14 protein-coding genes are annotated in these 20,635 nt (G+C 61.4%); 5 read left to right on the forward strand and 9 right to left on the reverse strand.

Annotated elements, in window-relative coordinates; genetic code table 11:
• Positions 1-117 precede the first annotated feature (117 nt).
• Entirely contained in the window at positions 118-594 is a 477-nt protein-coding gene (locus FHT69_RS33200; RefSeq protein WP_047619615.1) for an Lrp/AsnC family transcriptional regulator, read from the reverse strand.
• A 332-nt stretch (positions 595-926) separates the two neighbouring features.
• Between FHT69_RS33200 and FHT69_RS33205 the strand changes: the two genes are divergently transcribed.
• Positions 927-2,252 (forward strand): FAD-binding oxidoreductase, encoded by a 1,326-nt coding sequence (locus FHT69_RS33205; protein WP_183845603.1) that lies wholly within the window; start codon positions 927-929, stop codon positions 2,250-2,252.
• 160 nt (positions 2,253-2,412) lie between these two features.
• Here the strand turns inward: FHT69_RS33205 and FHT69_RS33210 are convergent, their stop codons facing one another.
• The 7 genes from FHT69_RS33210 to FHT69_RS33240 form a co-directional block, all read right to left on the reverse strand.
• Complete coding sequence (locus FHT69_RS33210) at positions 2,413-4,953, reverse strand: methyl-accepting chemotaxis protein (RefSeq protein WP_183906573.1); 2,541 nt, start codon at positions 4,951-4,953, stop codon at positions 2,413-2,415.
• A gap of 264 nt (positions 4,954-5,217) precedes the next feature.
• On the reverse strand, positions 5,218-5,967 hold the full coding sequence (locus tag FHT69_RS33215) for a ribonuclease activity regulator RraA (RefSeq protein WP_047619610.1): 750 nt from the start codon (positions 5,965-5,967) through the stop codon (positions 5,218-5,220).
• A 21-nt stretch (positions 5,968-5,988) separates the two neighbouring features.
• Positions 5,989-7,152: a mandelate racemase/muconate lactonizing enzyme family protein gene (locus FHT69_RS33220; protein ID WP_132575070.1), complete on the reverse strand. Its 1,164-nt coding sequence runs from the start codon at positions 7,150-7,152 to the stop codon at positions 5,989-5,991.
• A 33-nt stretch (positions 7,153-7,185) separates the two neighbouring features.
• Positions 7,186-8,283, reverse strand: coding sequence for an ABC transporter ATP-binding protein (locus FHT69_RS33225; RefSeq protein ID WP_047619671.1), 1,098 nt, complete (start codon positions 8,281-8,283; stop codon positions 7,186-7,188).
• Positions 8,284-8,293: 10 nt separating this feature from the next.
• Entirely contained in the window at positions 8,294-9,184 is an 891-nt protein-coding gene (locus FHT69_RS33230; protein ID WP_047619606.1) for a carbohydrate ABC transporter permease, read from the reverse strand.
• Positions 9,181-10,140 (reverse strand): carbohydrate ABC transporter permease, encoded by a 960-nt coding sequence (locus FHT69_RS33235; protein WP_080759980.1) that lies wholly within the window; start codon positions 10,138-10,140, stop codon positions 9,181-9,183. Before FHT69_RS33235 ends, FHT69_RS33230 begins: the two co-directional genes overlap by 4 nt.
• 75 nt (positions 10,141-10,215) lie before the next feature.
• On the reverse strand, positions 10,216-11,694 hold the full coding sequence (locus FHT69_RS33240; RefSeq protein ID WP_028757006.1) for an ABC transporter substrate-binding protein: 1,479 nt from the start codon (positions 11,692-11,694) through the stop codon (positions 10,216-10,218).
• Positions 11,695-11,903: 209 nt separating this feature from the next.
• Between FHT69_RS33240 and FHT69_RS33245 the strand changes: the two genes are divergently transcribed.
• Genes FHT69_RS33245 through FHT69_RS33260 form a run of 4 tightly spaced genes read left to right on the forward strand, consistent with a single transcriptional unit; the run spans position 11,904 to position 16,474 of the window.
• Positions 11,904-12,614 carry a GntR family transcriptional regulator gene (locus FHT69_RS33245; RefSeq protein ID WP_097545039.1) on the forward strand — a complete coding sequence of 237 codons (711 nt, stop codon included), beginning with the start codon at positions 11,904-11,906 and terminating at the stop codon, positions 12,612-12,614.
• Positions 12,615-12,669: 55 nt separating this feature from the next.
• Complete coding sequence (locus tag FHT69_RS33250; RefSeq protein ID WP_063473478.1) at positions 12,670-13,836, forward strand: mandelate racemase/muconate lactonizing enzyme family protein; 1,167 nt, start codon at positions 12,670-12,672, stop codon at positions 13,834-13,836.
• Positions 13,837-13,895: 59 nt separating this feature from the next.
• A complete protein-coding gene (locus tag FHT69_RS33255; RefSeq protein WP_048338738.1) occupies positions 13,896-15,257 on the forward strand; it encodes a mandelate racemase/muconate lactonizing enzyme family protein in 1,362 nt (453 codons plus the stop codon).
• Between the two features lie 17 nt (positions 15,258-15,274).
• Positions 15,275-16,474, forward strand: coding sequence for a mandelate racemase/muconate lactonizing enzyme family protein (locus tag FHT69_RS33260; RefSeq protein ID WP_183906574.1), 1,200 nt, complete (start codon positions 15,275-15,277; stop codon positions 16,472-16,474).
• Positions 16,475-16,913: 439 nt separating this feature from the next.
• Here the strand turns inward: FHT69_RS33260 and putA are convergent, their stop codons facing one another.
• Positions 16,914-20,621 carry a trifunctional transcriptional regulator/proline dehydrogenase/L-glutamate gamma-semialdehyde dehydrogenase gene (gene putA / locus FHT69_RS33265; RefSeq protein WP_063473476.1) on the reverse strand — a complete coding sequence of 1,236 codons (3,708 nt, stop codon included), beginning with the start codon at positions 20,619-20,621 and terminating at the stop codon, positions 16,914-16,916.
• Positions 20,622-20,635 lie beyond the last annotated feature (14 nt).

Genomic DNA, 20,635 nt, shown 5'->3' on the forward strand with positions numbered 1-20,635 from the left:
GGTCGGTCCGGAACCCTGAAAGATTGCGTTGGGACACTCGGCCAAGGGGAGTTTGCGAACCACAGAACATGCAGTCGTCATTCAGGAGCATAGCTCCGCCGCGGTCCTTCTCGCCGGCTAAAGCGGAAACAAAGTGGTGAGCGGCATGTGGGCTTTGATGATCGGTGACTTCAGCACGACGAAGCTGAAATATTTGTCGATGCCGACGTCCATGTCGGTGAGGCGCTCCATGATCGTCTGGTATTCGTCGATCCCGGCGGTGACGAATTTCAAGAGATAGTCGTAGCCGCCTGAAACCAGATGGCATTCGATCACCTGATCGACCTTCTCGATCGCCGCCAGGAAGCGGGCAAAGTCGATCTGCCGGTGGTTCTTCAGGGTGATCTCGGTGAAAACAGTCAGCGTCTGCCCCAGTTTGCTGACGTTGATCTGGGCCGAATAGCCTTCGATATAGCCTTCCGACTGCAGCTTCTTCACCCGCATCAGGCAGGGGCTCGGCGACAAATTGACCAGTTCGGCGAGTTCCACATTGGTGACGCGGCCATTTTTCTGCAGCTCGTAGAGAATTTTTACGTCGATCCGGTCGAGTTTCATCGCACGCCTTCGCTGCTTGAGATCGCCAACGACGCAGCAGATTATGCCGCGACTTTCAACACCGACCTTAACACATAGGGAAGAGCTGTCGACCATGTTGCGGGACAGGCCGAAGCACAAACGGCTGCGGGTCTCCCCACAAGACGGAATCTTCTGCTGTCGCCGGCTGATCTCCGGCAAAGGCGTGGCGTCGGATCCGCTAGACTAGCGCATAACCCCGAAAATCGATTCCGAATTTCGGAAAAGATTATGCGCAGATCCAGGTGATAGAGCGTCCTTTGCGCGTCTGAAAAGAAGCGCGGCGCTTTAATGCATGAAGTGGAGACCATCCCATGCCCGCACCGCTCAATCGCGTCGACACCACGCCGGAACTGCCCGCTGCTGCCGATGCGGTGGTAATCGGCGGCGGCATCGTCGGCGTTTTCGCGGCCTATTATCTCGCCCGGCGGGGATTGAAGGTCGCCCTCGTCGAGAAGGGCCTTATCGGCGCCGAACAATCGAGCCGCAACTGGGGCTGGTGCCGCCAGCAGAACCGCGACGCCCGAGAATTGCCGATGTCGACCAAGAGCCTCGACCTGTGGGAGCGCTTCGCCACTGAGACCGGGGAGGAGACGGGCTTCCGTCGCTGCGGCCTCTTCTATCTGAGCAATAACGACGAGGAACTGTCCGGCTGGGCACGCTGGCGCGATTTCGCCCGCTCGGTCGGCGTCACAACGCACATGCTGAGCAGCGCCGAGGCGAGCGAACGCGGGCGTGCCACCGGCGTCTCATGGAAAGGCGGAGTGTTTTCGCCGACCGACGGCACGGCCGATCCGGCGAGCGCTGCGCCGGCCGTCGCGCGTGCGATCCTGAAACTCGGCGGCACGGTGCATCAGTCCTGTGCGGCCCGCGGCCTCGACGTCGAAGGCGGCAGGCTTTCCGGCGTCGTCACTGAGCATGGCACGATCCGGACGAAAATCGCGATCCTGGCCGGCGGCGCTTGGGCCTCCTCCTTCTGCCGCCAACTCGGCATTCGATTTCCGCAAGCCTCGATACGCTCCTCGATCCTCTCCGTATCCCCGGGCGCTAGCGGGCTGCCGGATGCCCTGCATACATCAGCGGTGTCGGTGACGCGACGCCGCGATGGCGGCCATACGCTGGCGATCAGCGGCCGCGCCCGCGTCGATCCGACGCCGCAGCAGTTCCGCTTCGCGCGGCAGTTCGTGCCGATGTTCGCCCGGCGCTGGCGCAGTCTCAAACCAGGCGGGTTGGAGGGCTTTCGCTCGGGTCACGAATCTCTGGCACGCTGGCGGCTCGACAGACCGACGCCGATGGAGCGCATGCGCATCCTCGATCCAGTGGTCGACGAGGCGACCGTTGCGCTGACGCATGCACGGGCGCTTGAGCTTCTGCCTGCTTTGAAGGAGACCAAGATCGCAGCGGCCTGGGCGGGCTATATCGACAGCACGCCGGACGGCGTGCCGGGGATCGGCGAGATCGCCAGCTTGCCCGGCTTCATCCTTGCTGCGGGCTTCAGCGGCCACGGCTTCGGCATCGGGCCGGGCGCCGGCCATCTGATTGCCGATATCGTCACAGGCGACGAGCCGATCGTCGATCCCAGGCCCTACCATCCCGACCGCTTCGGGGGATCCGCCTGGGGCAAAGTGGCCGATTTCTAAACGGCTCGGCCACCCCGGCTCGGACCTCGGCGGTGGCAGAAATCATCCCTGTCCGGATCGCAGCATATACAGGAACCATAACCATTGGCCTGAAAGCGGCGATGGCAGGCACGCGTTACGCTTGGGCAATCACCTCCGGCGAGATTCCCGAAGTCATCCCTCACGAGACCAGCGACATCGGCCGGCGGACTGCGGGCGATGTCCTGCGGCCATCGGCGGTCTGAAAGTGCGAAATTCTTTCGTTCAAGACTTCGACCTGTTGCCGAAGCCGGTGAATCTCCGCGGTGTTTTCCTCCACCATCGCAGCATTGTGCTGGGTGATATGCTCGACGTCGCGAACGGCATTGTTGACCTCGTCGATGCCCTTGTTTTGCGTGGTCGTGGAAGCCGAGATGACCTGCACAAGCCCGTTGATCGAGGTGAAGTGTTCCATGATGGCCGACAGCGCCTGGCCGGTCTCCTCGACGAGCGTGACGCCCGCGCCGACCTGTGATGCGCTGGTGGAGATGAGATCCTTGATCTCGCGGGCAGCCTTGGCGCAACGCTGAGCAAGCTCGCGCACTTCCTGAGCAACCACGGCAAAGCCTCTGCCGGCCTCTCCTGCGCGTGCCGCCTCGACGCCGGCATTGAGGGCAAGGAGATTGGTCTGGAAGGCGATCTCGTCGATCACGCCGATGATGCTGCTGACTTTTTCGGAGGACCGGTTGATAGCGCCCATGGCATCGACGGCCTTGGCGACGACGGCCGCGGAATGCTCCGCCTGGCGGTGCGCCTCGGCGACCGAAAGCGACGTCTGGCGCGCGTTTTCGGCTGTCGTCCGCACGCTGGCTGTGAGTTCGCCGAGCACCCGCGAACTCTCCTCGAGGGAGGCCGCCTGCTGTTCCGTGCGGCGGGCCAGATCGTCGGCGGCGCCGGAAAGATTGGTGCTGCCCTCGGCGATCTCGTAGGTCGAGTTGCGAACCTCGGCGACCGTCAGGCGCAACGCGTCGATGGCGTGATTGTAGGTGCGGGCCATGGCGACATAATCGGCGGCCAGATCCTCGCTCATCTCTGCGGCGAGATTGCCATTGGCGAGCTTGCCGAGCATATCGGACAGAGCGTTCAAAGCCTCGCTCTGTTCCGCCTCGATGCGCGCCTGTTCGGCGGCGCGGCGGGCCTGCTCCAATTCGTCCCGCGCCCTGTTTGCTTCGGCAAGCTCTTCCAGCCTGGTCTTCTCCAGGGCCTGGTCGCGGAAGACAGTCACGGACCGGATCATGTCGCCGATCTCGTCGCCGCGCTTGCCGTCACCGATGGAGATGTTCAGATCGCCGTCGGCAAGTCTCATCATCGTCTGGGTGATCCGCTTCAGCGGCCCGCGCAGCGTTTCGATCAGCATGAGGCCGCCGATGATCGCAAGCACCGTGCCCACAATCATTGCCGCAAGTGACATTGTCGCCGAACGCTGGCTGATTTCCTTGCCGCTCTCCTGTGCCGTGCTGACGAACTGCTCGAGCGTGTGACTCGCATCGGCCACTAGTGCGGTCGCCGCCTCCTTGTCCGCGCGCCACCGGTCGGCGATCGATATCAGAAGCGAACTATCCTTTTCGATCGAGGCAAGGGACGGCTCGATCTTCTTGGCAAGATCCTGCAGTGCAGCGTTTTTCCCGCTCAAGGGTACGAGCTGAGCAGCGCTTTCACGCAGCGCCTTGAGATCGGCGAGAACGGCATCCCGCGCCTCGGCATCGACTCGCCTGTTCAGTTCGCTTAAGTGCAGGCGCAGATCGTCAATCGATTTGAATGCGGTATTGACGATCGCCACCATCGAGCGAAGGGTGGCGATGCTCGCATCCATGCCGGCAAAACGCTCGATCGCAGTATCCGCATTCCCAGAGGCAAGCTTTCCAAACTTCTCCTCGAAGCCCTGCAGCTCCTGGTCGACAGGAGCGTAGCTGTCGAGCGTAAGGCTGGCGCTGTCCTTGGCTATCGCGGCGAGCTTGTCCAATACCGGCTTAAGCGCGACAAGCTGGCTTTTGGCCTTGTCGGAGGCGAGCGCGGCGCTGCCGCCGGCCTCCTTGACGAGCGGCGGCAGGAGGCTGCCGAGAGCGCCGGTGATATCCGCGGGGGCAGTGGCCTGCGCGGTCGCCTTGCGCAACTTTGCAATGCGTTGCGCGAGATTCTTGTAGACTGAAGCATCGAGAAGAAGCGCCCGGACGAAGGTCTCCTTGCCATTCGCCTGATCCTGGAGAACGTCGAGCTGTTTGCGCGCCGTCTGGCTTTCCTTGAACAGCCCGGCCACCGCGTCGTCGATCGCCTGTTCGGTATTCACACGCTCCTGTGACACGGCCCAAAGCGCATCGGCGCCGCCTTGCATCTTAGCCCCGAGTTCGCGAACCACAGCGATCTGCTGCTTCTGCGCCGGATCGATCAACATGGCATCAAGCGTCGCCGCTCCCTTCTGCTGCTCGGAGATGCTGGCGATCAATCGTTCGCGCGTGGCCGATATCGGGAGATCGGTAAAGGCCGTCAGAGAGGATCGCAGCTGTTGAAAACTGGAAAGGGTTTCGATCGTCTGCCGGGTCAGGGTCATCTGGCCATTGAGCGTACCGGCGGTGAAATAACCGAAAAGACCGATGCCGGCGATGAGGATGACCAGAGGCACCACGAAGAAGAGGACCTTGGTCACGATCCGCATACGCTGCAACAGTCGATCAATCAGCGCCATAAACTAGCCCCCGCCCCAGTAAATTGGCTCATTCTCCGGCGCGACCCCTCCCCTTGGCCTGCAGCAGTCGTTGATCGCGCCAGGCCATCACAGTAGTCACAACTGTTAAAAAAATGGTCAATGGTGTCGAGTTTAATCGAAGCCTGCGATATGCGGACGAGGGCGCATTTTCCGCGCTCCCGTCTTGCCGCTCAGCCGATGGCCTTCGGGCTTGCATTGCCGCCGGAAGCCGTCGTCGCTCACGCCACCCTTGAAGAGGTTAGACTAACTCCGGTTCTCCAAGCGATTTGTTTTGCGCCACTCTTCGTATTCTCCGCGGGCATCGTCATGCAGAGGATAGTAGCGCTGCAACGACCCTCCCTCCATAAGCTTCACGCGTGAGAACTCCTCCCAATCGTGATGCTTTTGCGACTCTTCGATGACCTTCGAGGCCATTGCGACGGGAAGCACCACCACCCCGTCATCGTCGGCGACGATGATGTCGCCGGGGATTACCGTGACACCGCCGCAGGCAATCGGAACGTTGACGGCATTGGGATAGATGCTGGTCTGCACATGGTAGTTGGGAGTCCAGCCACGCAGCCATAGGGGGAGGTCTAGCTTCTCGACATTGGGCCGATCGCGCATGCACCCGTCGATTACGATGCCAGCGCCGCCCCTGCCTTTGAAATACGTCGACATCATATCGCCAAAGACCCCCGAACTCATGTCGCCGCGCGCGTCGACCACGACCACATCGCCCTCCTGCGCGTGATAGAGCACGTGCCGGTGCAACTGCGTCTCCGGATCGGCATATTCTCCCTCGGTGAAGAGGTCCGGCCGCTGCGGCATGAACTGGAGCGTCAGCGCCGGCCCGACGATCGACTTCCCGTGGTTCTGCGCCACGGGACCCACCATGTGCGGATTGCGGAAACCCATGTGGCCAAGCGTGCCGGCAACCGTCGCGGCGCCGATTTCCTTCAGTGCGTCGATCAGCTCTTTGGGCGGACGGGTAATGTCGGGAGTATGCGTCATTTCAATCTCCGCTGGATGAAACTACCAGTTCGTAACCGAACCGTCGCGGCGCTTCAGGTGAGGCGCTTCCCAGAAACGAAAGCTCTCCGCCTTGACCGCCTCTTCGTTGACCTCGACGCCGAGCCCCGGCAGATCGCTGACCGGATAGTCAGGTCCGTCGAGCCGTGGCTGCACGGGGAAGAAGTCGGAATTGTCGAAGCCCAGCTTTGTTTCGGGCACCCTGGTCTCAAGCCAAGCGAAATTCGGCACCGCGGCGGCGAGATGGATGGTCGCGGCCGTGCAGACTGGGCCAAGAGGATTGTGCGGCATCAGGTCCACATAATGCGCCTCGCTCCAGCCAGCCACCTTCATCGCTTCGGTGAGCCCGCCAACATTGCAAACATCGAGCCGGTTGAACTGATGGATGCCGCGCTCGATGTAGGGCAGGAACTGCCACTTGCTGGCAAATTCCTCGCCGATGGCGAACGGGATGTCGGTCATCGTGCGCAGGGATTCGTAGGCCTCCGGTGTCTCGTCCCGTATCGGCTCCTCGAGGAAATCAAGCACGCCACGGCCGAGTTTGTTGCAGAAGCTCGCCGCCTCTGCCACCGACAACCGGTGGTGATAGTCGATGCCGAGGACGACGTCGTCGCCCAGCGCCTCGCGCGCCTTGTTCAGCATCGTTGCGGTAACGCCGATCGATTCGCGCGGCTCGAAGATGTCCTTACTGTTTTGCCCGATGGGAAAGAAGCGGATCGCCTGCCACCCCTGTGCGCGTAGTTCGCGGGCTCGTTCGATCGCAACGACGCCCTCAGCCTCGTCACCGGTCGAGGCGAAGGTAGGAATTCGGTCGCGCTGCTTGCCGCCCAGCAGTTCGTAGGCCGGCACCCCCAGCGCCTTGCCCTTGATGTCGTGAAGGGCGATGTCGATGGCGGAAATCGCCGCCTGCAGAACGCGCCCGCCTTCGAAATATTGGCTGCGATAGGCTTCTTGCCAGATCCGACCAATCTGCATCGGATCGCGGCCGATGAGAAACTCCCGATAGTGCTCGATCGCGCCAACCACGGCCTTCTCGCGACCGCTCAAGCCGCTCTCGCCCCATCCGAAGACGCCCTCGTCGGTCTCGACCTTGACGAGCATCTGGTTGCGTGTTCCCACCCATACTGGATAGGGCTTGATAGCGGTGATTTTAAGCTTCGTGGTCATCCACACCCTCATTCCGGACGTATCGACTCTGTCTCAGTGGGCCTTGAGGGCCATTTCTGTTTCGCCGTCGAACAAATGCATTCGCTCCTGGTCGAACTCGAGCCAAATCATTTCGTCCGGCGCGACGGCAATGGTCGGCGGCACGCTGACGTTGACGATTGCGCCGGACAGGAACGCTTGTACGAAGGTGACGTCTCCCGTTGGCTCCACCGTGTAGGCCTTGGCGGGTATGCTTCCAGGCACTGCACTCTTGTGCAGTTTGATCGTCGAGTGACGTGCGCCGAGCACGACCTTCTTGGTGGTCGCCCTCGCGACCTTCTGGGCATTGTGTGGCGAGAGCTCGAGGCTCCAGCCCTCCGCGCTGGTCAACACAGTATTGCCGCCCACCGTGGATGCCTCCAGCGGAACAAGGCTCATCGCCGGGCTGCCGACGAAGCTGGCGACGAACATGTTCACCGGATGGGCAAAGACCTGCGCCGGTGAATCGTATTGCTGCAGGTAGCCGCCGTTCATCACCGCCATCCTGTCCGCCATGGTCACGGCTTCGAGTTGGTCGTGCGTCACATAAATGATCGTTGCCTTGAGGTCCTGATGGAAGCGCTTGATCTCCGACCGCATCTGCACGCGCAGCTTTGCATCGAGGTTGGAGAGTGGTTCATCCATCAGGAATACCGCCGGATCGCGAACGAGAGCGCGGCCCAGGGCCACGCGCTGCTGTTGTCCGCCCGAAAGTTCGCGCGGCTTGCGCTCGAGCAGCTGCGTCATGTCGAGCACTCGCGCTGCTTCCTTGACCTTCCTGTCGATCTCGTCCCTTGGCAGTTTGCGCATCTGCAGCGGGAACGCCAGATTTTTATAGACCGATTTTTGCGGATAGAGCGCGTAGTTCTGGAACACCATTGCGATGTCCCGGTCCTTGGGGTCCAGGTCATTGACCACCCGGTCGCCGATGACGATGTCGCCCGATGTGATGGGGATCAGCCCCGCTACAAGATTGAGCGTGGTTGTTTTGCCGCAGCCTGAAGGGCCGACGAGCGCAACGAATTCGCCGTCGTTGACCGTCAGCGAAACGTCGTTGACAGCTTTGAAGCTGCCATAGGTCTTGACAAGATCTTTGAGGACCACGTGGGCCACCGGCAACTCCCTAGTGCTTGACTGCACCTTCCGTGAGGGCGCGTACGAAGTATCGTTGCAGGACGAGGAACAGCACCACGACGGGCACGCTCATCATGAAGCTGGCGGCCATCAGGCCCGGAAAGTCCGTCGTATTTTCGGAGAAGAAGCGCTGGATGCCGACCGGCAAGGTCAACTGCTCGTTCTTGGAGAGGAACGTGTAGGCGTAGATGTACTCGTTCCAAGCGCCGATGAAGGAGTAGATCGCCGTGGCGATGATTCCCGGCGCCGAGAGCGGCATCACGATCAGGAGAAAGGCCTGGAACCGCGTCGCTCCATCGATGCGCGCCGCCTGCTCGAGCTGCACCGGGATGTTGTCGTAGAAGCCCTTGAGGAGCCAGATTGCCAGCGGCAGGCCGAATGTGAGGTAGGTGAGAACGAGCGACCCATGCGTGTTCACCAGCCCGATCGCCCGCATCAGGATGAAGAGCGGTACGAGAAAGATCACCGCGGGGAACATGTTGCGAAGCAGGACGGCGAAGAACAGAAAGTTCCGGCCCGGGAAGGTGAAGCGCGAAAACGCATAGGCCGCAGGAACCGCCACGATCACCGAAAGGATGGTCGTAGCCATGGAGACGAAAAGGCTGTTCCAGAAGAAACGCAGGAAGTCCTGGCCGACGCTGTTTTGCGGGTCGAGCAGCTTCTGGTAGCTTGCCAGCGTGGGCTGGTCCGGCCACCACTGTGGCGGGAATTGCATGGCCGCGAAGCCGGACTTGATCGAGGTGATCAGCATCCAGATCATTGGCAATGCGGTGTAAAGCAGCATGAACACCAGGAAGATGCGTCCGCCCCACCGCCACCCATCGAAGCGCCTATGGCGACGCGCCTGGCCTTGACGAGCAGTCTGCGCAATTGTGCTCATTGGCTCGCGTCCTTCTGCTCATTGCCGCTCAGCGCCCGGACATAGAAGTAGCCGAGCGACATCAGGATCAGGAACAGCAGCACCGAATAGGCTGATGCCACCCCCCAGCGCTGACGTCCGAAGGCGAGCTCATAGATGTGGGTGATCCAGATATGCGATGCGTTCGACGGCCCGCCGCCGGTCATGATCCAGGGGATGATGAAAGAATTGAAGTTGGCCACGGCCAGCAGAAGGATCGTCACCGTCGAGACGTTTCTCAAGTGCGGAAAAGTGACGTGCCAGAATCGCTGCCATGCATTGGCTCCGTCGACCTTTGCGGCGCGCAGCAACTGGTCGGGAACCGTCTGCAGGCCAGCCATCATCATGATCATGGCAAACGGAAACTCCCGCCAGATATTGACGACGATCAGCGAGGGCAGCACCGTGCTGACGCTGTCGATGAAATTCGGCGGCCGATCGGCCCATCCGAGGCCGACCAGCACCGCGCCGATGATCCCGAAGTCCGAATGGTAGATCCACTTCCAGATATAGGACGCGGCGACCGCGCTGATGACCCAGGGAATGATCAGGATGGCGCGCAGGATGCCGCGGCCGACAAAATCCCGATGGAGCGCCAGGGCGCAGGCAAACCCCAGGACAAATGCGATGAAGGTGGATCCCAGTGTCCAGATTAGAGTGTTGGAGGTGACCTTCCAGAACACCGGACTTGTGAGGATGGCGGTGTAATTGTCGAAGCCGATAAAAATCTTGTCGCGGAGCTGCAGGCCGGGCGGTGTATTGAAGAACGACAGCTCAATCGTGTAGTAGATCGGATAGGCTATGACGATGAGCATCACGGCGATTGCAGGAAGCACGTACGCGTAGTCAGCGCGATGCTCCCAAATCTTTCGCAGGATGCCGGACCTATCGGGTTGAAGTCTTCGGCGAGCCTCTGCCTTGCCGATCAAGATCGTCACTGTGGCGTGCCCTTATTCTTGGGAACAACCGGCTGCACTCTCGGCGCAGCCGGTCAGGTCGTGGTCAGGCCTGGACTAGAGTCCGCCGTCCATCAGCTCTTTTACCTTCTTGGCCGCGTCGTCCGCTGCCTGGTCGACGGTCATGGCTCCGGTCAGGGCATTCTGCAGCATGTCCGGGACAATGATATTCATGATCTCGGGGGACTGTGGCAGCGCCGGGAACGGGATGCCGTATGGCAGCATCGAGGTCGTGACATCGAGGAACTTGATGTTATCAAGACGTTCCTTCATCCATTTGGTCTTGAAGCCGTTGAGGTTTCCCGGGTTCGAGCCGGCATAGGCCATCTTCAGCGACCATTCGGGGCTCGTCCACATGCAGATGATCGCCTTTGCAGCCGGCTCGTCCACCTTGCCGCCCTCGACATATTCGGGCTTCAGGATGTGAATGTTCGAGCCGCCAAACACGACGGCACGCTTGCCATCGGGGCCGGTCGGGATCAGGCCGTAGCGCATGTTGTCGATGACGGTCTGCGCCTTGTCCTTGTCGGTAGCCGTCGCTTTTTTCTGCAGGTCGAGCATGACGTTGTAGTCGGACGGGTGCGAGATCATCATGCCGAGCTGGCCAGCGAGGAAGAGGGGCTGGTTATCTGCCTGCTGGTTGGTGAGTGCCGAAACCGGAACCGACTTGTCGCGAACATACATATCGTAGGAGGCTTGCAGCGCCGCCTTGCTCTGCGGGCTATTGAGCTCGACCTGCTTATAGGTCGGGCTCGCGGTGGCTTCGTCGAAGACGCCGCCGCCATAGGCCCACAGCTGCGGCATGAAGCGATACGGCGTATTGCCGGCATTCTTGCGAGCCACGAGGCCGTAACCGGCAATGCCGAGCTTGTCGTGGATCTGTTTGGAATACTTGACGACATCGTCCCACGTTGCCGGAGCCTTGTCCGGATCGAGGCCTGCCCGCTTGAAGATATCGGCGTTCCAGATGAACGCCATCGTCTCGTTGTTGGTGGGAATGCCGTAGGTCACGTCCTCCCAGGTCACGGCCTTCATTGCGCCCGGCCAGAAGTCCTCGGTCGAATACCCGACATCCTCGGGTTTGAGCGGCTGCAGATAGCCTTTTGAGGCGAACTCGGTGCCGCCCAGGATTTGCAGGCGGACCGCCATGGGCGCTGCATTACCAAGGAGCGCGGTCCGGAACTTGTCCAGAAGGTCGTTATAGGTGAGGGCTTGTTCCTCAAGCTGGATATTTGGATAGGTTTTGCGGAAGGTCTCGAAGAACTCCTTGTAATACTGGCGCAGGAGGTCGGGGTCGCCCTCGAACACGCCCTGATACCAGAAAGTCAGTCGCCCCTTGTAGTCGAGCGGGGTGACCTTGGCGCAATCGCCCGCCGTGTCAAAATCCTGCGTGCCGGCAATGGAGCGCACATATTCCGGCGACCACTTGCTCAAGTCGACCGGCGCACCCAGCGCAGACGCGGACATCAACGATACCATCAAAGCAGTAGAGACAGTGCCGCGCAGGACGGCACCGCCGAGTGAAATCCTCGTCATAGGTATCCTCCAGGTTCTCTCCCATGCCGCTCTGCGTCGAGGCGAGCGGTCTTTGCTCGCGGCCGCGGGACATTTACGGCCAAATGTATCCTTTCGAGCTTATCATACGTTTTCAGATCATAGATTGCCTGTCAACTAGCGAAATCGTACATTGTTTATGGAAAGATCGCGTGATATCCGAGCAATATGTGTATTTATTGGGGACAGCCTTGGCCGAAACAAGCGATTTTAAAGCGCAGCCGCCCGAAGGGATTGACGCTATCGGGGCCTCCAGCGAGGGTGCCTCGCTTTATCAACTGATCAGGGAAGACATCATCGAGGGGCGGCTCGCTGCCAACGAACGGCTTGTGGTCACCGATCTCGCTCGGCGCCACGGCACTTCGACCAACCCCGTGCGCGAGGCTCTGCAACTGTTGCGCGGAGAGGGCTTCGTCACCTTCGTTCCCAACCGCGGAGCGCGCGTCCGGCCCATCGATCAGGATTTTGTTCGGGACATCTACGAGATCGGCGTCTTGATCGAGCCGGCCCTGACGCGATGGTTCGTGAATATGGCCACCGTCGAGGACATTGCCGAACTCGAACGCATCCAAGGCCTGATTGAAGACAACGACTTCGCCGACACATTGAGGCACAGCGAGCTGGACACCGCCTTTCACACCATAATGTACCAAAGGCACTACAACCGCCACGCCGCCGAGCTTTGGTGGAAGCATCGCGAAGTGCTTCGAGCCGTGAGCCGGCGTTTCAACTTCACGCTCGCCCGGCGTGCCGCGATCCTGAGCGAGCATCGCGAACTCATTGCGCATGTAAAAGCGGGAAACGCCAACGAGGCAGGCGAACTCATTGCACGCCATGTCGAAGGCTCCGGCCGGCACATCCTCGAACACATGCGGGCGCGGAACGCGGCTCGGGCAGGATAGACTACAGGGCCCGGGAATATCGTTCTCCCGGCCAATTCAGACAAAGGCAATTGAGATGAAAATCACCAGCGTTCGGCCGTGGTTAATCAGATCCGATGCTTCTTATTGGGGAGAGTTTCTGTTCGTCGAAGTGACAACCGACGAGGGGGTGAGCGGCTGGGGAGAGATCACCACCACGACAAGGCTCGCCAACCGCGCCCTCTGCACGATGCTGCGGCAGATCGGTGCCGCGGTAACAGGCGAGGACCCGGCGCGTATCGAATATCTTTGGCACAAGATATTCCGCAGCTTCACCTATATGGGCAGTCGCGGCGCCGCAGTCGAATGCGTAAGCGCCATCGACATCGCCCTTTGGGACATCCGAGGCAAAGTTCTTGGTAAGCCGATTTACGAGCTGTTGGGCGGACCGGTACGCGATGAAATCGCGCTCTACACCCATCCCAACCAGGCCAAATTTACCAGCAAGGAGGCTGTGGTCCGCGAAATTAGAGACATCGTCGAGTCCGGCCACACGGCGCTCAAGTTCGATCCTTTTCCCCACCAGGGCCGCACCGCCGATGGCCAGTCCCGCGAACAGCGGGACGGCTACCTTGATGGCAGCATGACCCGCAAGGACGAGCGCGAGGCCGCCGAACTCACGTCACTCATCCGCGAAACGGCGGGCTCTGATGTCGACATTCTCATCGATGCGCATGGCCGCTTCGACGTTCCCACCGCCATTCGCCTCTGTCGGAGCCTCGAGGAAGCCGGTCAGATCGACTGGTTCGAGGAGCCCTGCCCGCCCGAGAGCCTCAACGCCCTCAAGCAGGTCCGGGAGAAGGTCAGTGCCGCGATCTCGTGGGGCGAGCGCGGCCACACGAAGTGGGATTTCGTGCCGGTGCTCGAAAACAAGCTCGCCGACTACATCATGCCTGACGTCACCTGGACCGGCGGCATTACCGAACTCAAGAAGATTTCTGCCCTGTGCGAAGCCTACTACATCCCGGTCTCGCCGCACGACGCCGCAGGACCGATCAACGTGGTTGCAGGAGCACAGGTGATGATGACCGTTCCCAACTTCTACAAACTCGAAACCTCGGAGTGGAACCTGGGCAAATACGATCACCTCATCGACAGGCCACTCGATGTTTCGAACGGCAGCCTCAAGCTTACGCCGAGACCTGGTCTCGGCGTCGAAATGAACCGCGATTACCTTCAAAGCCACGAGATAGAGCTGGATTAACAACGCTCTACGCCGCGCAGCCGTGCGCGGCGAACCCGCCGACAGAACGAGGATAAATCATGCCAGAGGCAGATGAAGCCGACGAAGCGCTCAATCGGGTGAATACGCATTCCAAGCCGTCCGACCTTCGCATTACCGATATGCGGGTAGCCGAAATTGTCGGCGCGCCGTTCACCTCAGTGCTGCTCAAGATCTACACCAACCAGGGCATCGTCGGGCTTGGCGAGGTGCGCGACGGTGCCAGCGCCACCTACGCGCTGATGCTGAAGAGCCGGTTGCTTGGCGAGAATCCTTGCAACATCGACCGCCTGTTTCGCCGGATCAAGCAGTTCGGCGGGCACGGGCGGCAAGGCGGCGGCGTATCGGCGGTTGAAATCGCCTTGTGGGATCTTGCCGGCAAGGCCTATGGCGTCCCCATCTACCAGATGCTCGGCGGCCGGTTTCGGGAGAAAGTGCGCGTCTATTGCGACACCGACGCCACCGTGCCGAGCGGCACAGAGACCGGCAGGCGCCTCAAGCAACGCATGGAGCTGGGGTTCACCTTCCTCAAGATGGATCTGGGGCTGATGCAGATTGCGGATGTGCCCGGTGCGGTCGTGTCTCCTGCCGGCTCGCTTGAAGGATACCGTGACCACCCCGGCCGCGGCCCGCTGAAGACCATTGAAGAGCGCCGCATCCGCAACGCGGCATACGATGTGCATAACGTCCCGCACCCGTTTACCGGCCTCCACTTTTCCGACAAGGGCCTCGACTTCCTTGAGCAATACATTGCCGAGGTTCGTGAGGTCATCGGCATGGATATTCCGCTTGCCATCGACCACATCGGCCACATCTCAGTGCAGAACGGCATTCGCCTCGCCAGGCGTATCGAAAAATACGTGCCAGCCTGGCTCGAGGATGTGATCCCGTGGCAGTACACCGAGCAGTACCGACAGTTGCAGGACGCAACCACGGTGCCGATCTGCACCGGCGAGGACATATACCTCAAGGAGGGCTTCGAGCCTCTGCTCAAAAGCAGCGGCCTCTCCGTTATCCATCCGGACCTGCTCACCAGCGGGGGCATCCTCGAGACCAAGAAGATCGGCGATATGGCGCAGGACCATGGTGTCGCCATGGCTATCCACATGGCGGAAAGTCCGATCGCCGCAATGGCTGCCGCACATGTGGCGACCGCGACCGAAAATTTCATGGCGCTCGAATACCACTCTGTCGATGTCGACTGGTGGGACGATATCGTCACCGGCCTTCCCAAGCCGCTCGTGAAGGACGGCTTTATCACTGTTCCGGACAAGCCGGGCCTGGGAATTGACGACGTCGTCGACGAGGTGATCTCGCAGCATCTACAGCCGGGTGTCACCGGCATCTGGCAGCCCACGGATCACTGGGACGATGAATATTCCTGGGATCGCACCTGGAGCTGAGGCGAAAAGGAACCAAGATGAAGATCACCGATCTGCGATGCGCCGTTATCGGCAAACACCCGATCGTTCGCATCGTCACGGACGAGGGTCTCTATGGCTTGGGCGAAGTCGAGTTCACCAAGTCCTACCTCAAGCCCTGGGTGCTGCACTTCCGTGAGGCGCTGATCGGCGAGGACCCGACCGACGTCGAGAGAGTGATGCTGAAGATCCGCCAACGCGGCTCGTTCAAGCCGTACGGCGCGGCGGTGAGCGCTATCGAGCATGCGCTGTGGGACATTGCCGGCAAGGCCGCGGGCGTGCCCGCCTATAAACTGCTCGGCGGGAAGGTGCGCGACAAGGTACGCGTCTACAACGGCTCGATCCGCCGGAAACGCACGGGCGACCGGCCGGAAGATTACGCCGCTGACGTCAAATGGATGATGGAGCAGCCGCAGAACTTCTTCATGATCAAGCAAGGAATCTCGTTTCACTCCAACATGAAGGACACCATTGACGGCTTCCACTACGGCGTGACGCAGCAGAAGGCCGGCTATCACGGCGCCATGGATCAGGGCGTGATCAGCGAGCGCGGTTTCAATCACATGCTCGACTGCGTGATCGCGATGAAGGAAGTGCTGGGCGACAAGGTCAGCCTGGCGCTCGACTGCGGTCCGGGCTGGATGCTGCCCGATGCGATCAAATTCGCTCGCGCGGTCGAGAAGTACAATTTGATGTGGCTCGAGGACATGCTGACTGGCGACTATGTACCGTGGGTCAATCCGCAGGCCTATCGGGAACTGACCACCTCCACCTCGACGCCAATCCACACTGGCGAGCAGATCTACCTGCGACACAATTTCAAGGAGCTGATCGAGACGCAGGCGGTGCGCGTCATCGGCCCCGATCCAGCCGATATTGGCGGTATTGCCGAACTCAAATGGGTCGCCGAACACGCCTACATGCACTCGATCCTGATGGCACCGCACGGCACCGCCAACGGCCTGTTGGGGCTCGGCGCGTTGATCAATGTCTGCGCCACCTTGCCGGCAAACTACATCGCGTTCGAATATCCGACCGCCTCCGACCCCTGGTGGGAGGATCTGGTCGTCGGCTTGCCGCCGCAGATCGTGAAGGACAGCATGGTGGACCTACTGGAAGCGCCGGGGCTGGGGCTGGATATCGACGCCGAAGCGGCCAGGAGATATCTCGGGGAAGAGGATGCGGGCTTCTTCGACTGAATCTCCCTCCACCGGCATGACGTGAATCGCAGTAAGGCCCGCCGGTATGGGAAAGGAGATCGTGCTCCCCGCGGACCTGCAAGCAACTCCTCGCTGCGCTTGAGCAGCGGTCACCGATAACGGCCTGTAAGTACGACCTCGAGCCCGGCGACGGTCGCTCCAGACGAGGCAGTGAACACCAATCTCTTAGCAGCATCATTGGGTCACCAGTGCGAATCCCGTGGTCACAGATGAAGGCGGCGAGGCTTCCTAAAACTACCTTTCCAATCTCTTTCCTCACATTACCAATCCGTGTCGGCACAGGATCGCCGCCCGTTGCCCTTATAGACCGAGGCATCGAGATTGAATCCCGGGAAGAGGACCTCTTTTCCGTCTCGAGTCTAATCGAGACCTGCGATATGCGGACGAGGGCGCATTTTCCGCGCGCTCGCCTTGCTGCTCAGCCAATGGCCATCAGACTTGCATTGCCGCCGGCAGCCGCCGTGTTGATCGACGTCGACACCTCCTCCAGCAGCCAATTCAGGCAATAGGCCTCGGGGTCGCTTGCCAGTTCCTCGGTTGTCGCCGCCTGGACCAGCAGAAGCGGACCGGGCAGGTGAGCGATCTTCTGATTGACGGCCAGAACCCTTTCGCGATCGCCTTCCACGAGCGCACCCGAGAACGGCCCGTCCTTTTCCCAATCCGATGTCCAGGAAATCCGGCCGGCGACAGCCGCCGGAAGGTCCGCCAGGACCGATTTGGATAGGGAACCCGCATCCACGACGATGCGGTTGCCGGTTGAAAGGGCTGCGGCGATCTGTCGATGAAGCCCGCCTTCCGTCTGCGGCACGATAAGAATACGGCCGCGGGGATGGAGCGCGTAGAGATTGCGCTCGCCGACCGGACCGGTGAGCTCGCGTTCGAGCCCGAGTGCCGAACGGCTCGCATATCCACGCGCCGCTTCCCCCTCACCCGGCAAGCCCTTCTTGTCGAGCCAGACAATATAGTCGCGAAGGGCGAGATCCGTGTGAACGGAGTCCTGCTGCGGCGGCACGGGCGCACGCTGCACCAGCCGGCCGATATAGAGCGGACCACCGGCCTTCGGCCCTGTGCCTGACAAGCCGCGACCACCGAAAGGCTGCACGCCGACGACCGCGCCGATGATGTTGCGGTTGACGTAGAGGTTTCCGGCCTTGATGCGACTGGTCACATGCGCGATCGTTTCATCAAGCCGAGTGTGAAGTCCGAATGTGAGGCCGTAACCCGATGCGTTGATGTCGTCGATCAAGCGGTCGAGCCCGTTTCGCTTGAAGCGGACGACATGCAGAACCGGTCCGAAGATCTCTCTCGTCAGGTCCGACAAGGACTTGATTTCGATGATCGTCGGCGGAACGAACGTCCCCGCCGCGGCACTTTCGGGCAGCGGCAGCTGATCCACCTTGCGGCCGGCGCCGCGCATCTTCTCGATATGCTGGTCGATCTCCGCCTTTGCGCCGTCATTGATGACAGGGCCGACATCGATGCTCAGCCGATCGGTGCGGCCGATCGTCAGTTCCCGGAAGGCGCCCTTCAGCATATTGAGGGTCCTGTCGGCCACATCGTCCTGAAGGCAGAGAACGCGAAGCGCAGAGCAGCGCTGGCCGGCGCTGTCGAAAGCCGAGGCAATGACGTCGGCCACCACTTGCTCGGCCAATGCCGAGGAGTCGACGATCATACCGTTCTGACCGCCCGTCTCGGCGATCAGCGGAATCGGCTTGCCGGTCGCCGACAGCCGTTCTGCCAGCTGCGCCTGGATCATGCGAGCCACTTCGGTCGACCCGGTAAACATGACGCCTGCCGTTTCCGGAGCCCCGACCATGCCGGCGCCGAGGCGGCCGCTGCCGGGCACGAACTGCAGGACACCCACCGGCACACCCGCCTCGTGGAGGATCTTCACACTCTCCGAGGCGATGATCGGCGTGACGCCGGCAGGTTTGGCAAGCACGGGATTGCCGGCCACCAAGGCTGCGGCGACCTGTCCGGTGAAAATCGCCAGCGGAAAATTCCACGGGCTGATACAGACGATCGGGCCGAGCGGCGCATGCGACGGCCCGAGGGTCTTGCGTGCCTGATCGGCATAGTAGCGCAGGAAGTCGATCGCCTCGCGCACCTCGCCGACGGCATTGGCCGCGGATTTGCCGGCTTCGCGCATGACGATGCCCATCAGCGTCTTGATGCGGGCCTGCATGATGTCGGCCGCCCGATCCAGGCAGGCCGCACGCTCGGCCGGCGGCACGGCCGCCCATTGCGGCGCATGTTCCGCGGCCATCGCAACGATACGGGCTGCCTCCTCGACCTTCACTTCCGTGACCGTGCCGACGACGTCCCGGTGATCGGCAGGATTGAGAACCTCGCGCGTCACCCCATCCGTCGAGCCGTCGGCAAGGAGGGGAAGCGCACGCCATGGGGCAGCCGCGGTAGAGGCGAGCGCCTGCGACAGGTCCAGGAGGGTGGCCTCATTCGAGAGATCCAGGCCGTCGGAATTGGCGCGGGCACTGCCGTAAAGAGCCTTTGGCGAGGCGATCTGGATGTGCGGAAGGCCAACGACGGGCATGGCTGCGACGATCTCGGCAGGATCGGCGACCAGGGCCTCGACCGAGACATTCGGATCGGAGATGCGGTGCACGAAGGAGGAATTGGCGCCGTTTTCGAGAAGGCGCCGCACCAGATAGGCGAGCAGCGTCTCATGCGTTCCGACAGGCGCATAGATGCGGCAGGGCCGGTCGAGTTTTTCCTTGCCGACGACCTCGTCATAGAGCGGTTCGCCCATGCCATGCAGGCATTGGAACTCATATTTGCCGACCGCGAAGTCGGGACCGGCCAGGTGATAGATCGTGGCAAGCGTCTGCGCATTATGCGTGGCGAATTGCGGGAACACCGCATCGGGCGCGTTCAGCAGCTTGCGCGCGCAGGCGACATAGGCGACGTCGGTGTAAATCTTGCGGGTATAGACCGGATAGTCGTCGAGACCGTCCAGCTGGGCGCGCTTGATCTCCGCATCCCAATAGGCGCCCTTGACGAGACGGACCATGATCCGGCGCCCGGACCGGCGTGCCAGATCGATGATGTAGTCGAGGACGAAGGGGCAGCGCTTGCCATAGGCCTGCACGACGAAGCCCAGCCCGTTCCATCCGGCAAGCTCCGGGGCAAAGCAAAGCTCTTCGAGGAGGTCTAGCGAAAGCTCCAGCCGATCAGCCTCCTCCGCATCGATATTGAGGCCGATATCATAAGTCTTGGCGAGAACGGCCAGCGCCTTGACTTTCGGCAGCAGCTCTCCCATCACCCGGTCGGCCTGCGACCTCACGTAGCGCGGATGCAGGGCCGAAAGCTTGATCGAGATGCCTGGGCCGTCATAGATGCCGCGCCCGTCCGACGCCTTGCCGATGGCGTGGATCGCCTTTTCATAATCCTTGAAATAACGCTCGGCGTCCGCGGCAGTCGTCGCGGCTTCGCCCAGCATGTCGTAGGAATAGCGGAAGCCGCGCGCTTCGAGCGGCCGAGCGCGTTTCAGCGCCTCTGCGATCGTCTCGCCGGTGACGAACTGCTCGCCCATCATGCGCATCGCCATATCGACGCCGCGACGGATAACCGGCTCGCCGGCGCGCGCGATCAGCCGCGTCAGGGCTGCCGACAGGCTCCGGTCGTTGACCGTCGATGTCAGTTTGCCGGTGACGACGAGACCCCAGGTGGCGGCGTTGACGAACAGGGATTTTCCGCCGCCGATATGGGAGGTCCAGTTGCCTTCGGCAATCTTGTCGCGGATCAGCGCGTCCCGCGTGTCGGTATCGGGAATGCGCAACAGCGCTTCGGCAAGACACATGAGCGCCACGCCTTCCTGGCTGGAGAGCGAATATTCCTGCACCAGCCCTTCGACACCGGTGCCCTTGTGCTTGGCGCGCAAGGCCTCGATCAGGCTGCGGCCCGTGCTGCGGATGTCATAGCGTTTCGCCTCGGAGACGCGCGCGGCGGCGACCAGCGGCGGCAGGCATTCGGTTTCCGGCCGGCGATAGGCTGCCGTGATCGCCTGGCGAAGGTCGGATTGCGGCCGGATCGGTGGCGCAAAGGCCGAGAACGGCGCTCCGTCGGCGGGGTCTTTGGATGGAGGAGTGTCGATCGCTGCGTTCAACATGAAGGTCCCTATCG

The organism is Rhizobium sp. BK008, from assembly GCF_014197345.1.
GTDB lineage: Bacteria > Pseudomonadota > Alphaproteobacteria > Rhizobiales > Rhizobiaceae > Rhizobium > Rhizobium anhuiense.

Coding starts and splice junctions, on each gene's coding strand:
- FHT69_RS33200 (WP_047619615.1), bottom strand. CDS start 594: ATGAAACTCGACCGGATCGACGTAAAAATTCTCTACGAGCTGCAGAAA.
- FHT69_RS33205 (WP_183845603.1), top strand. CDS start 927: ATGCCCGCACCGCTCAATCGCGTCGACACCACGCCGGAACTGCCCGCT.
- FHT69_RS33210 (WP_183906573.1), bottom strand. CDS start 4,953: ATGGCGCTGATTGATCGACTGTTGCAGCGTATGCGGATCGTGACCAAG.
- FHT69_RS33215 (WP_047619610.1), bottom strand. CDS start 5,967: ATGACGCATACTCCCGACATTACCCGTCCGCCCAAAGAGCTGATCGAC.
- FHT69_RS33220 (WP_132575070.1), bottom strand. CDS start 7,152: ATGACCACGAAGCTTAAAATCACCGCTATCAAGCCCTATCCAGTATGG.
- FHT69_RS33230 (WP_047619606.1), bottom strand. CDS start 9,184: ATGAGCACAATTGCGCAGACTGCTCGTCAAGGCCAGGCGCGTCGCCAT.
- FHT69_RS33240 (WP_028757006.1), bottom strand. CDS start 11,694: ATGACGAGGATTTCACTCGGCGGTGCCGTCCTGCGCGGCACTGTCTCT.
- FHT69_RS33250 (WP_063473478.1), top strand. CDS start 12,670: ATGAAAATCACCAGCGTTCGGCCGTGGTTAATCAGATCCGATGCTTCT.
- FHT69_RS33255 (WP_048338738.1), top strand. CDS start 13,896: ATGCCAGAGGCAGATGAAGCCGACGAAGCGCTCAATCGGGTGAATACG.
- FHT69_RS33260 (WP_183906574.1), top strand. CDS start 15,275: ATGAAGATCACCGATCTGCGATGCGCCGTTATCGGCAAACACCCGATC.
- putA (WP_063473476.1), bottom strand. CDS start 20,621: ATGTTGAACGCAGCGATCGACACTCCTCCATCCAAAGACCCCGCCGAC.